Below are 13,080 nucleotides of genomic sequence, written 5' to 3'. Positions count from 1 at the left end.
AAAGCTCGCGGTGGGCGCGCTCGCCGGCGTGTGGATCTGGTACGGCGACGCGGCGCTCCAGTCGGCCGAGATCCCTCAGGGGGACAGGATGAGCACCTTGACCTGACTCGGCACGATCCGCATCCCGGGGCAGTTCGTGGAGTTCTGCAGGCTCATGCTGGTCAGCCGCGTGGCCGGCATGCCGCCGACGAGGCAGGTGAACGCGGCGGTGATGTGGCGGGAAGGCCCCATGACCGAGCCGGACGCGACCCCCAGGGCGATGCCGGGCTGATCGCCGACGGAGATGAGCTGCGTCGTCAGCAGGTTATGCGCGGGCGCGCACATGAACAGCACGTTGTACGCTGCTGGCGCGCTCACCGGGCCAAAGGACATGTTCGGATAAGGGATCGGGGCAGGCACCGGCGGGGTGAGGCACACGTCCGGAAACCCCAAATTCATCCCGCCCATCTGCGTGTTCGCGAACATGATGCCTCCTCAACCCAGGTGGATCTGCTCGCCGTCGATCTTGACGAGCTCCTGCGCGGTCACCAGCGTGTTCTCGCCGCGCAGGCTCATCGTCTGCTTCGCGACGTAATCGATCCGCTCGGCCCGGAGGTGCTCGCTCTCCTCGATGGTCCGGTAAGAGCGCTTCACCCGCTGCGAGAGCCGCTCCAGCACGGAGTCGAGGCTCCCGGCAAGGACCTTGGCCTTGCTGATCTCCGCGCGAAGGAGCGTCCCGACGAACGAGAGGCTTTGCAGCGCGACGTTCCCGTCGACGGCGTTCACCGAGAGGCCCGCCGAGACCACCGCCACCTCCTTGGCCGAGACCAGGCCGATGCCGCCCTGCGCGGCGACGCCGAGGCGACCGGCAGGCAGCTTGATGTTCAGGTCGCCGTCCGCGACGATGCTCCCGGGCGCGCCGTCCTCCCGCTCCAGCACGGAGAGCACGTAGCAACGCCCGTCGGTCGCCACGGCAATGAGCACGAGGTCGCCCGCCTCGGGCTCGAGGAGGCACCCTTTGGCGCGCTTCGCCCGGAGTTCGCCCGTATCGGTCTCCACGACGAGCGCCGCGCCGTCGACGCGCACCACGGTGCCGAACTCCTGAGTGATCAGAGCCCTCGGCTCCTGCTTTCTCGCCAGACTGCGCATGATTCCCTCGTCAACGAGTAGACGTCTCGACACCCACGGCCGGAGGCTCCGAGCTCCCCCGGCTGCCGTTCAAAACCCGTGATTGCCACTGCTCCGCCTCGGCGAGCTCCGCGTCGTCGCCGAGGGCGGCCGCCCGGTTGGACCACGCGGCCCCATCGTCCTTGATCCGATGGAGGCGCGCTCGAAACAGGGTCGCCCTCGAGAAGTCGCCGGCCGACACGTCCGCGTGGGAGAGGTCGGCGTACGTCAGGTTGGCGCCGTTCCAGCGCGCCCCCGCGCACGCGGCCCGGGTCAGGATGCACATCTCCAGGTTCGCGCCGGCGAGGTTGGCGTCGATGAGGCGAGCGCCCACGAAGACCGACTCCTTGAGCACGGCCCCGGCGAGGCTCGCGCGGGTGAGGTTGGCATTCACGAAGAGCGCCCGGCCCGCGAGCGCGCCGTCGAGCTTGGCGCCGGAGAGGTTCGCGTCCTTGAATCCGCACTGCGTCAGCGTCGCGCCGGAGAAGTCGCAGCCGCTGAGATCGGCGCCCGTGAACTGCGTCATCGTGAACGACATCCCGCGCAGGTCCTGGCCCGCGAGCTTCCCCTCCACGAGCACGACGAGCTCCAGGACGGCGCCGCCGAGGGTCGCGGTCGAGAGATCGGCGCGCACGAGCGCCGTCTACTTCAGCACGGCGCCCGAGAGGTCGATCCGCTCGGTCCGCGCGTCCAGGATGACGGCGCGGTCCAGATTGGCGCGCGCGAGCCGGGCGCACGAGAGGCTCGTGTTGATCACGCTCGCGAGGGTCAGGTCTGCTCCGCTCAGGTCGATCGAGGAGAGATCGCCGCCGGTGACCTGCGCTGCGATCAGGGAGGCGCCGTCCAGCTTCGCCCCCGTGAGATCACAGTCCACCATCGCCGCGAGGTGCAGGTTGGCGCCGGACAGGCGCGCGCCGCTGAAGCTGCAGCCGGTGGCGGTCGTCTCCTTCAGCCGAGCGCCCGAGAGGTCCGCGCCGGCGAAGCTCACCTTGTCGAAGATCGCGCCGGAGAGGTCGGCGCCCGAGAGGTCGGCGCCCGAGAGGTCGACGTCGGAGATGATCTCGCCGCCCTGGACCAGCTCGATCAGATCATTTCTGTCCATGGTTCTCCGGCGGCGCGACGAAGCGCACGTACTTTACATTGGCCCCCTTCAGGCTCGTCGCGGCGTTTCCGCGCATCTTCGCGGCGTCGACGCGGAACAGGTTGGCCCTCTCGAAGTTCGCGTCGTCGACCTTCGCCTTCTGCAGCACGGCGTCCATCAGATCGATGCCGGACAGCGAGGCGCCCGAGAGATCTGCCCGCGTGAGCATGGCGCCCACCGCGACGGCGCGATCCAGGTGAGCGCCCGTGAGGTCGCACTCGCTGAGATCGGAGCTCCGCAGGTTGGCCTCGGTGAAGTCGCTCCCTCTGAGGCAAGTGCCCCGAAGGTTGGCCTGCTCGAGCGAAGCGCCGCGGAAGTCGGCGCCGGCGAACGACGAGCCTGCGATGAGGCGGATGTTGTCGAGCTTGGCGCCGCGGAAGACGGCGCCGTCGCCCTTGCCGGTGATGAACACCGACGCGCGGAGGTTCGCGCCGCGAAAATCGACGCCCTCCACGTTGGCCTCGATGAAGGTGCACTGCTCGAGGTCTGCGCCGGAGAGCTGGACGCCGGAGAGGTCGGTGTTGATAAGGACGAGGTTGCGCGCGGTCACGCGGCTGAAGTCGGCCCCGTCGCAGGTCGCCTCGGACAGGTCGGCGTCCGAGAGGCGCGCGCCGGTCAGGTCGGCGCCCGAAAGGTTGGCCTTCGCAAGCACGGCGCCGGTGAGGTCGAGCCCGCCGCCCATCTTCACATCGGAAAGGTTCGCTCCGCCGAAGTTCGCGCCGGCAAGGTTCGCCCCGGTGAGCTCTGCGCCGAGGAGATTGGCCCTTGCCAGGACCGCGCCGGCGATGTTCGCGCCGCAAAGCCGGGTGCCGGTGAGGACCGCGGCCTCGAGCAGCGCGCCCTCGAGATCGATGCCCGATAGATCGAGGTGCGAGAGATCGGCGCCCGTGAGATCGCGCCCCGCGAAGCTCTCCCCGGCCCGGTGCCCGGCGATCACCTCTTCCCGTACGCGAGCGGCCTCCTCGCCGCCCAGCCGGGAGGCCGCCGGGTAGTGGTGTGCGAACTTCCGGTAGGCCGAGCGCATCTGCTCCTCGACCTCGAAGAGGCGCGCCGCGAGCACTGGATCACCGAGACGCGCCTCGAGCTCGGGCCACTCGACCCCGCCGTTCCGCGCCATCTGGGCCACGTCCTCGAGCCGCTCGATCTCCTTCTTGGCCGAGAACCGGGGCGGGCCGCCGGCTTCCTTCTGTCGCTCGCCCATGATCGCGTCGTAATCAAATCCGTGCTTCGCGCACTCGGCGCGCGCCCTTTGCTCGTCGGCCGCGCGGCGCACCTCCGCGTCCGCCTTGACCTTCTCGGCCTCGGTCATCGCCCGCTCGACGTACGCCGGCAGCTCGTCCATGCTGGGCTCGACCATGTCCTCGTCCGGCGGCAGCGGGGCGACGAGCGGCTCCGGATCGAGCCCCTGCGCCCGGATCTTCGCCTTGAGCTCCTCGATGTCTCGTTCCATCTTGCCGCGGGCGCGCTTCTGCCAGAGCCGTTCCGACTGGAGCAGCCTGGTCATCTCCGCCTGAGGGTCGTCCGGCAGCGGCCCCGCGCCCGGCTGCGGAGGCGGCAACAGATCCGCGTCACGCAGGAGGAACAGGTGCCCTTTCTCCTTGTCGAGTCGCTGGGCCATGACGGTTCGGTAATGCTCGTCCGGCCTGGGCTCGCCCATCGCCTCGCAGCCCGCGACGATGTGGAGCACGTCGGCCGCGTCGTCTTCGCGGATCTTGAGCGCCCCGCGATAGACCAGGATCCCGCGCTCGTGGTGGGGGAAGAGCCGGACCGTGTCGAGGCGGGTCGCGATCTCCCGGAAGGACTCCCCCTCGCCGGTCTTCTGGTTGATGAAGCACCGCGTCGTCACGCCCGGCAGCGCCCCTTCGATCCGGGGCTTCCCGGGGTGCATGTTCTCGACGACGAACGCCTCGTCGCCCCGGAAATACCCCTCGATCTGCTGGTCCGGCGGCGCGGTGTTGAAGAAGCTCCAGTCGAGGTCCCTGGCGAGCTCGGGGAAGCGCTCCTTGAGCCACGCTTCATCGTACGTCCCGACCTTGGAGAAGCGCTGTGGCCAGGTCGGATCATAACTTCCGAAGCCGGCGGGCGGGGGCCGGTCGCCGGGCGACCGGACGAGGCGGCGCGGATCCTCGATGTTGGGCAACGGGTGGACCGAGCCGTTCTCGCCGCGCACCGGCGCGAAGCCTTTGCCGAGCGGGTTCGGCGCGTAGCCCTCGCCGCCGAAGGCGTTCTGCCAGGTGATCGGCATCTCGGCGAACGGCTCCGGATCGTTCATTCCCAGGAGCCCGAAGCGACGATCTCCGACGACGTAAAGAGTCTTGTCGATCGCCCCGAGCTGGACCCGCACCGAGCACGCAGGGCGCGGCACGCCGCCCGCGGTGAAGCAGCGGCCGTTCACGAGCAGCTCTCCCCGGAGCTTCGGCATGCACTCATCGAGGATGGCGTCGCTCCCCAGCTCGGCGCCGGCGAACCTCCAGAGGCTCTGCTCGTAGAGCAGGCGCCTCGGCGCCTCGAACGGGAAGAAGACGAGGAGCGTCACGACGAGGTACGGCTCGCCGTCGTTCTCGAACACCTTGGTGAGCAGCCCCAGCCGGTTCGGCTTGATCGTCTTCATGAGGTTCGCAGCAGGCTCCCGCGGTCTTCTGCTGGGCGCCGCGCTAGTGGAACATGTGGATGAAGGATTGCCAGATCTGAGCCCCCGTCGAGGTCACCCTCGCCGCAGCGTGCCTGGTGACCGTCACCGCTGAGCTACCCACCTCGACGCCCTTCTGCCAGACCTCGAGGAAGTTCCTGTTCACCACCAGGTTTGAGTTCTTGACGTTGACGCCGAGAATCGCCTCCGCCTTCATCCCGACGATGACATCCAGCTTCACTCCCCCGACCAGCTCCGTCCGTTGCGGGGCGACGACGTTCAGGGTGCCGAAGCCGTAGGTGAGGTTGATCAGGCCGCCGAAGGTGTTCTGGATTCTGATGCCCTGAATCTCGCGGTAGTCGGATTTGGCCTTCGCTCTGAAGTGCTGTGCCTCGATGACATAGTCACCCTTCGCGAGGTGCTCGACGTTGCCGCCCGGGATCTCGACCTTCCAGCCATCGTTGAACTTCTGGTGGTGAGGGCCGGTGGTCTCCTCGTACCGGCCGCCCGTCGTCACCTTCGTCTCGTGGTGGCCCTCGTACGTCTCGTTGACCGTCCCGTGGACGATCGTCTCCTCGGTGCCGTGCTCGGATTTGCGCAGGTTGGTGACCGTGGTGGTCTGGGTGTCCAGGTATTTTTCCGTGACGGGATTGGTGACCGTCTCGCTCTTCGTGTCTTTATAGATCTCCGTGACGGCGTTCGTGACGGTCTCGGTCTTCGTGTCCTTGTAATCGAGGGTGACGGAGCCGGTGACGGTCTCTTTCAGGAAACCGCCGACCTCGGTCTCCATTTGATTGGTGACGTTATCTTTCCTCCAGGTGCCCGTCTGGATCTCGAGCGACCTGCCCGTCTTGATCAGGGCGGTGCCGTCCGTCCTGGAGATGAAGTTGTGGTGATCGTTGGGCGCGCCCATGCGCAGTATCGTGTTCTCGGTCGGCGTGCTGACGGTGATGCGCTGCGCGCCCGCCTGGTCCTCGAGCTCGATGCGGTTCCTGCCACCGGTCTGGATGACGTTCCTCGTCCTGTTGGCCGAGGTGACGGGGCTCGGCGTGAGCGCGTTGGGGGCGACGCCGGCGATGACGGGGCGGTCCGGATCCCCGCCGAGGAAGGTGCACATCACCTCGGTGCCCTTGCGGAGGGGGAAATGGAACCCCTCGGTGCCGCCGCCGTGCGGCTGGAGCATGCGCACCCAGGTCGAGGCCTTGCCGCCCTGGAGGTCGCTCTCATCGAAGCTCAGCTTGACCGCGTAGCGACCGTACTGGTCGATCTGGGCGTACTCGCTGTCCGCCGGGCCGTCGACGACGGCGTGCTCGGTCCCGTAGATACGAGGCCACGGCGTCCGCTGCGGCGCCCGGTACTGGACGGTCGAGGAGACGGCCTTGACCTCCATCCGATACACATCGTCCCAGGTGAGCCCGATGAGCTGCATCAGCTCGGGCGCCCAGCCCGTCTGGTTGCCCCAGTGCTCGACCTCGGTGGCCAGATAGACCGCATTGAACGCCGGCCTCGGATGCTCTTCGAGCTCGAACGTGTACCCGGGGCGCATGTGGAACGCCGCCCCGGTGCCGTGGTAGACGACCTGGCCCGCGAGCAGCTCCTGCGCCTTCACGGCCGCGAGGCGGCTGCCCTCGGCCGGCGTGAAGAACCGCGCGCCGTGGACGCTGATCTCGCCGAGTCCGTTCGCCGCGACGGGCGCCCTGCCGGAGATCTCGATCGCGGGATTGTTGTAATCATAGTCGCTCATGCGGACCCTGGACGGCATCGACGTGTGCCGGCACGTGAAGGTCCAGAGCACCTCTCCGTTGGCCCTGTCCTCGCCGAACTGCGGGACATACCGGACCGCCTTCTGGCCGAGCGGGGCGTGGACGCCCTTGTCGTCGGTGATGATGAGCGTCTCCCCGCCGTCCCCTTGCTCGAAGTAATAATAGAGCCCCTCGCGCTCCATCCACCGCGAGATGAAGTCGAAGTCGCTCTCGCGGTACTGGCACACGTGCTCCTGCGGCTTGTAGCTGCCGATCAGCCTGAGCTCGTAATCCGATACCCCGGCGCCCGAGAGCACCGTCTTGATGATGTCGGGCACCGTCTGGTCGGTGAAGACCCGGCTGTGCAGGGAGACGGTGAGCTTCCAGAGCTGCGGCACGAGCACAGCGCGGAAGACGGAGCGCTCGCCGAACGCGTGGACGAGCTCGACCGTCGCGAAGATGCCGTTCACGAGGAAGGGAGCCCCGCCGTCCGACGGGGAGAGGCGGAGTATCGCCTTCGTGCCCACGGCGTCGGCGAGGTCGAGATCCTGGCCCACGTAGTTCGTCGTCACGAGGTAGATCTCGAAGACGTACGGTTTCGACAGCCCCTCTGTCCCTCGAAAGCCAACGACCCGCGTGGCGGCAGGGAGCGCCCTGCCGCTGACGGTGAACGCATCTTGCATGGTTTTAATTCCCCGTTATCGGTGCGCGTTAGCTCCTGGCGCCGGAAGAACGTCGATTATAGAGGCGATTTCTGGAAATCAAAGCAATGATTGCATTGTCACGACGGCGTGTCGCCATCGTGTGGTCTGCACACCTGACATCGCATCGCGCGGATCAGCCGGCCTGCGCCGCGGGGGCATTGCTGTCCGCGGGCTGCCGCGGCGCTCCGCGCAGCGTCGCGATCTCGGCCTCGACCTGCGCTCTCAGGCGCGGATCGCCGGCGAGCCGCCTGGCCCAGAGCCGCTTCAGTTGCGCCCACACTGTGCGTCGAATGGCGAGCGGATCGAGCGCCGCGGCCGCGCCGTCGCGCTCGGTCGCGACGACCAGTCGCGCATAATCGGTCGGATGCAAGACGCCACGGATGGACTCCCAGGCGGCGAGATAGGCTGCATCGAACCGATCGCGGAGCGGTCGCTCGCGGCGTCGGGCCTCGTCCGCCATCGCCGCTTGCCAATGCGTCTCGGCCTGCTCCCAGCGTTCATCGGAGAGGCCGTGCGCGCGGAGCACGTCGGCCCGGGGGACCGGCCGCTCTGCGAGCTCCGCCGCGATGATCGCGCACCGCTCGACGCTGACCTCGTCGTCCTCGCCGAGCGGCGGGAGCGGCCCTGGCGCCTCGTCGCCCTCGCGTCTGAGCTCGTGAAAAAAGCGGGACGCGGCCGGCTGATCGGGCGCTTCCGGGACGAGCCCCGGGACCCCGGTGGCGTCGAGGGGAGCCTCGAAGCACGCCGGCGGCGCCGCCGTCGGCGCGGAGGTCGCGGGTCCCACGGACGCGGAAGGCGCCCGCGCAGCGCGCTCGCCGGACCAGGGCGCGCCAGGGATCGGCAGCTCGGGCGCGACGCGCGGCGGAAGCGGCGGCGTGGCAGGAAACGGCGTCGCGGGCTGCTCGGTGGCCCGCGCCTCGTCCTCGCCCGACAGGAGCGTCGTGCTGGTGAAGAGGACAGGGATTTGATCTGCGACCGGCCCAGGCTCGTCCTGCGACGCGGGCGCAGGGGCTGCGGGCCCGAAGGGGAGCGCCGGCGCGCGGGGCGCGCGGATCGACGGCTCGTCCGGCTCCACGGGGAGCGCGAGCGTGCGAAACAGTGACGCGGCGGATAACGGGGGATCGATGAGCTCGACGTCCTCGGCTGAGAGGTTGATCGGGAGCTCCGGGGCGAGCCGCGCCTCGCCCGCCTCCTCGGGCGCGTCCTCGATCCGGGCGGTCCCCTGGGAGCCCAGGCGGAGGGAAGGCGGGTGCGCCGGCTGCATGCGCTCCTGCTCCTCGAGGCGCACGTCGGGCCATGCGATCTCCTCGCCTTCGATCTCGACGCCGGCCACGATCCGCACGGCCGCGAAGGCGTCTTCGTTGGAGACGGGGAAGACCCGGCGCCACACGACCGTGCAGCGCTGCTCGACGCCGTCGATGCGAAGCGTGTCGGCGTTGAGCTCGAGCAGCTCGCCGTCTGCCGCGGCGGAGGCGTCGAGCCCCCGGATCCGCGCCACCCCGCGCGCCCCGGGCAAGCGCATCTGAAGCCGTGGAGCCGCCGGATTCAGGTGCTCGAGCACGATCCACTCATCGCCTTGCAGGAATGCGATCCTCTGGTCCGGGGGCGCCGCCTGGAAGTACGACCAGTCGAAGCCCGCGGGGATGTCGGCGTTCGGCCCCTCGAGCGCCTTGCGCGGCGTGCTGCCGAGCAGCCGACGGCGCACCGGCGAGGCGCGCGCGAGCGGCGCGAAGCCAGCGGGGCGCGCGGGATCCTGGAGGTCGAGGATGCTGGCCGGGCCGTCCATCGGCTCCCTGTCGAACGGATTCTCCCACCCGTCCGCGCCGCAGACCGCCCTCTCGTACTCGAGGGGTATCTGCCGGAAAGGGCCCTTGTCGCGGACGAGGAGGCGCTTGTCGAGCACCCAGCCGCCCGCGCTGTAGACCGCGAGCCGCACCGGCAAGGACTGGACCTCGGTGCCGCGCGGCGCGTGCGCGTCTCCGGTGAAGACCACATCGGCGAGACCGAGGTAGGGCGCGAGGTCCCCGCTCCATCGGACGCTCCGGGCCGGGTTTTTGCCGTGGTGGACCTCGGCGCGGAGGATCTCCTGCGGATCGGTCCGCCACATCACCGCATCGGTCGCAAAGGCGAAGCTCGCCTTGGCGATGACGGTGATGTAGTGCCGGCCCTGCGTGCGCCAGGCGATCGCGGCGGCCGCGGATCCTTTCAGCGGCGTCACGGCGCCGCGCGGGAGCGCGCTCATGAGCGTGCTCTCCGACAACCGCTTTCAGTTATGGCTCGCCTCGGCACCATGAATCGCCTCACATGTTGAGTACCCTCTCCTGTGTGAAGAGCGCGCGGCAATCTCGCGATCTATGTGTGACTGCAGCGCCGGCGCACGGCGCACGGCGCACGGCGCACGGCGCATCTCACCGTCGGCGGGTCGAGCAGCAGCGTCCCCGCGCGCCTGCGCTCGGGCGTTCAAGCGTCGCGCGGGCCGGACCGCTCGCCCGTGAGCTCTACCTCGAGCCCACCTTGCTCGGACGGCCGCAACGTGAGGCGAAGCCGTGGAGCTTCGAGAACTCCCCGTTCGCCAGCATGGCACTCGTCATGATCACGCCGGGCGACGTCGACGCGTGGATATCCGCTCTCCAGAAGAAGCTCACTGCAACACGCTATCGCGCGCCCGATCCGATCTCGCCCGCCACGGTCAAAGCAGGTCATCGGTCTGCTCCGGCAAATGCTCGACGATGCCATGCCCCAGCACATCACCACGAATCCTCTTCGCCCTCCTCACCGGCCTCCGCCAGGGCGAGCAGTTCAACCTGGAGCTCGCCGATCTCCGCCTCGACGCCGACGCCCCACACGTCGTGGTCCGCTTCGGCTCGAAGAACGAGCCCCCCAAGAACGGCAGATCCGCCGCGTCTACCTGTCCGCCGACGCCGTCGACATCTGCCGCCGTTGGCTCGCGCTCCTCCCCAGCTACGCCCCCCACAGCCCGGAGGCTCTCCGTCTTCCCCGGCGCCCGGGGCGGCCGCGTCTCGAAGGGCAAGACCCCGCTCATCCACAGCGAGATGGTCACGCTCCCGACCGGCACCGGGCGCCGGAAGCAGAAGGAAGAAGGTCGACCTCTTCGACCGCCACCTCGCCGCCGGCATCGCCCGCCCGGTTCGCTGGCACGACCTCCGCCACACCTGCGCCAGCTCGCTCGTCGCCGGCTGGTGGGGCCGTCGCTGGACGCTCGAGGAGGTCCGCGAGCACCTCGGCCACACGTCGATCGCCTCGACGCACCGCTACGCGCACCTGAGCGAGACGGCCATCAAGGGCGCCGTCCGCCAGACGCCCGGGTGGGCAGCGCCGCTGCCCACCTCCGCCTCGATTCCTCCTGAGGTTTCGCGTCTAACCCCTCGGAATCATTCAGTGGGTCGACAGGGACTCGAACCTCTAGCGCCGGAGATCGCTAACGTGGCGATGGTGCTCGCTTTTCTGGCGTAGGGGTTCGAGATCCTTGGGGTTTTCGGGGTGCGGTGAGGCCGCGTGAGTCGCGGGAGTCCACGGGAGTCGACCGGAGTCATGGAACAGATTTGGAACAGGTCTTTGGGTCGGGGTGACGCGGTGGGGGGGTTGCACGTTCTTTGGGCGAGGTCGGAGCGCGGCGATCTCGTCCTACCCCCAGGGGGCCAGCACCGCCTTGCGGAGCGCGAGCGCACGGACGAGCTGGTCATCGAGGCGCTCTCGCCGCAGCTCCGCGATGATCCCGGAGAGCTCACGGACGGCGAGGTCCGCGTGCTCCTCCTGGAGCACCCTCAGGAAGTCGCCAACGCCGCGGAGCAACCCGTAGTCCTCCCACACGGCAAGCTCGAGGAGGTCGCGCAGGATCCCGTCAAGCCCGGCATGGTCGCGGGCGAGCGCGAGGTATGCGCGCTCGCTCGCCGCGAACACCTCGCTCATGTCGGCAAGGGAGTCATCGAACCGATCCATCATCTCGATGATCACGGTCATCGCTGCTCGATGCAGCGCCAGGCGCTCCAGATCCGAGGCTGCCATCGCTCCGAGAAGGTCGACCTGGCCCTCGAGGAGGCGCGCGACCAGATCCGTGGCGCGGTGATCGTAGTGCGCGTGGTCTCCGACGGCGCGGCGGAGCTCGGGCTCGAAGCGCGCAGGCGACACCGGGAAGCGCGGCCAGTTCCCCCGGAGCGCGCGCGCCTCGAGCCGCCGGCGCGGTGTGTTGCGCATCGCGTCCGTGCGGCGGTTCGGGCCGTCATGCCAGACCCGCTTCCAGGCCTTCTTCAGCAGCCACCCGCTCGCTCGTTCTTCCGCATCGAGGACCTCTTCCGGGGTCCGCGCGAGGCGCGCGAGCCGCGCACGGAGGTCGACCACCTGCGCGAGCATCGCCTCGGCGGCCTCGCCGCTGACGCGCCGGCTCGCCGCGCGCGCACGGAACTCGCGCGCGATCGCATCGATGCCGCGCGGCTCCGCCAGCGCGAGCCGCAGGAGCCACCGGTCCCAGTGGGAGAAGGCGACGCCGTCGATCTCGCGCCACGTCTCCGGGCCGTAGCGCACGCCGTCGTCGAGCGGACGCTCCGCCGGCTGCGGCAGCAGCCTGGCTCGCGAGTCGTCGTCCATCATCGTCTCGGCTCGTTCATCCGCTCGCTCATCCCCCCGACGCAGAGAGAGCACGCCCTCGCAGCCGCCGCTCCGGAGCACAGCGCTCCAGGATGCGCCGCCACCCGTTCCTCGCGGCCACCGCCTCGGTGAGGATGTCGAGGTACTCCCCCGCGTCGACACGCTCGTCCGGCGGCATGGATCCGTTCGCGAGCTCATCCAGCGCTCGCCTCCGCTCGGCCGGCTTGTTCCCTCGCTCCAGGATGCACGTGTAGGCCTCGCAGGCGTACGCGAACGTCTCGCGCTTCCGGAACTCGATCTCGAGCAGCCACTCGCGCCAGCGGGTGGATGGTAAGCCGACGGTCTTCCGCTTGCAGTTGTGGAAGACGTGCGCGGCCTCGTGCACGATGAAGTCCGCGAATGGCTCGTTCTCGTGGAAGTACGCGGGGGATACGTAGCAGGTCGTCTCCTCGCTCACGCCGACGAGACGTGGCGCATCCTCGGCGAGCAGCTCGGCACCCGCGCCGTTCAGGTAGAGGTTCGCGAAGGTCCACGCCGAGCCTGGCGAGCTCGTCTCAGCGAGGAGCGCCTCGATGTTGTGCGGCGTCAGGAATACGATCGCGCGCTCCAGGATGGCAAGCACGATGTCGTGCTCACGAGCGGGAAAGAGGCCGCGGACCATCGGCTCGATCCTCGCCCTGGCGAGCTCGATCAAGCCGACCCCCTCGGGCACGGACGGCGCGGTTCGCCCCTGCATGCGGTGGCGCACCTCGGCGATGAGAGCCTCCCTGAGGTGCGCGTCGCCGCGTCGGATGCGATCGAGCACGTCGCTGCCCGACCAAGCTGGGAAGAGCTGGTCGTGCTCACCTGTGCGGAGGTAGTGAGCAACCTGGGTTTCGATACTCGCGTTCATGAAGCCGTTTGAGAGCATTCCTACCCTACCGGCCAAGGCGATGGACTCCAAAACCGTCCGCATGTAGCTGCATCCGCGCGATGAGTGACGTTAAAAGTAGGGTGGCTGAACGAGAAAATCCGCCAGCTTCCAGCAATACCCTTGTGAATCGCGGGCCGGGCGGGCAGCTCACCCGGGCTTGGACAGTTCGCCCGTGTTACCGAGGAGTTTCCCGGGAAGGC

The 13,080-nt window shown here is 68.9% G+C and carries 11 protein-coding genes; 1 reads left to right on the top strand and 10 read right to left on the bottom strand.

All coding sequences use genetic code 11. From position 1 onward, the window contains the following. Positions 1 to 75: 75 nt before the first annotated feature. The 8 genes from WME85_RS19370 to WME85_RS19335 form a co-directional block, all read right to left on the bottom strand. Positions 76 to 465 (bottom strand): DUF4150 domain-containing protein, encoded by a 390-nt coding sequence (locus tag WME85_RS19370; RefSeq protein ID WP_437310865.1) that lies wholly within the window; start codon positions 463 to 465, stop codon positions 76 to 78. Between the two features lie 9 nt (positions 466 to 474). Then, positions 475 to 1,128, bottom strand: coding sequence for a DUF3540 domain-containing protein (locus WME85_RS19365; RefSeq protein WP_437840111.1), 654 nt, complete (start codon positions 1,126 to 1,128; stop codon positions 475 to 477). 10 nt (positions 1,129 to 1,138) lie between these two features. Continuing rightward, positions 1,139 to 1,780, bottom strand: a complete 642-nt coding sequence (locus WME85_RS19360; RefSeq protein WP_437840110.1) for a pentapeptide repeat-containing protein — start codon at positions 1,778 to 1,780, stop codon at positions 1,139 to 1,141. Positions 1,781 to 1,789: 9 nt separating this feature from the next. Further along, positions 1,790 to 2,248 carry a pentapeptide repeat-containing protein gene (locus WME85_RS19355; protein ID WP_437840108.1) on the bottom strand — a complete coding sequence of 153 codons (459 nt, stop codon included), beginning with the start codon at positions 2,246 to 2,248 and terminating at the stop codon, positions 1,790 to 1,792. Then, positions 2,235 to 4,898 (bottom strand): DUF2169 family type VI secretion system accessory protein, encoded by a 2,664-nt coding sequence (locus tag WME85_RS19350; RefSeq protein ID WP_437840106.1) that lies wholly within the window; start codon positions 4,896 to 4,898, stop codon positions 2,235 to 2,237. Before WME85_RS19350 ends, WME85_RS19355 begins: the two co-directional genes overlap by 14 nt. Before the next feature lie 43 nt (positions 4,899 to 4,941). Further along, positions 4,942 to 7,341, bottom strand: a complete 2,400-nt coding sequence (locus WME85_RS19345; RefSeq protein ID WP_437840104.1) for a type VI secretion system Vgr family protein — start codon at positions 7,339 to 7,341, stop codon at positions 4,942 to 4,944. A 154-nt stretch (positions 7,342 to 7,495) separates the two neighbouring features. Next, positions 7,496 to 9,604 carry a DUF2169 domain-containing protein gene (locus WME85_RS19340; protein WP_437840102.1) on the bottom strand — a complete coding sequence of 703 codons (2,109 nt, stop codon included), beginning with the start codon at positions 9,602 to 9,604 and terminating at the stop codon, positions 7,496 to 7,498. Between the two features lie 447 nt (positions 9,605 to 10,051). Then, the gene (locus WME85_RS19335) at positions 10,052 to 10,423 is read right to left on the bottom strand and encodes a hypothetical protein (RefSeq protein WP_437842657.1); all 372 of its coding nucleotides are present in this window, start codon (positions 10,421 to 10,423) and stop codon (positions 10,052 to 10,054) included. Positions 10,424 to 10,497: 74 nt separating this feature from the next. Here WME85_RS19335 and WME85_RS19330 point away from each other — a divergent pair, with 74 nt between their 5' ends. Further along, positions 10,498 to 10,836: a tyrosine-type recombinase/integrase gene (locus WME85_RS19330; protein WP_437842323.1), complete on the top strand. Its 339-nt coding sequence runs from the start codon at positions 10,498 to 10,500 to the stop codon at positions 10,834 to 10,836. A 171-nt stretch (positions 10,837 to 11,007) separates the two neighbouring features. Here the strand turns inward: WME85_RS19330 and WME85_RS19325 are convergent, their stop codons facing one another. Next, positions 11,008 to 11,970 (bottom strand): hypothetical protein, encoded by a 963-nt coding sequence (locus WME85_RS19325; RefSeq protein WP_437840101.1) that lies wholly within the window; start codon positions 11,968 to 11,970, stop codon positions 11,008 to 11,010. 25 nt (positions 11,971 to 11,995) lie between these two features. Further along, positions 11,996 to 12,859, bottom strand: coding sequence for a hypothetical protein (locus tag WME85_RS19320; RefSeq protein WP_437840100.1), 864 nt, complete (start codon positions 12,857 to 12,859; stop codon positions 11,996 to 11,998). Positions 12,860 to 13,080: the final 221 nt, after the last annotated feature.

The sequence above is a fragment of the Sorangium sp. So ce1153 genome (genome assembly GCF_051521595.1).
GTDB lineage: Bacteria > Myxococcota_A > Polyangia > Polyangiales > Polyangiaceae > Sorangium.
This window is presented reverse-complemented; position numbering and strand designations above follow the sequence as displayed.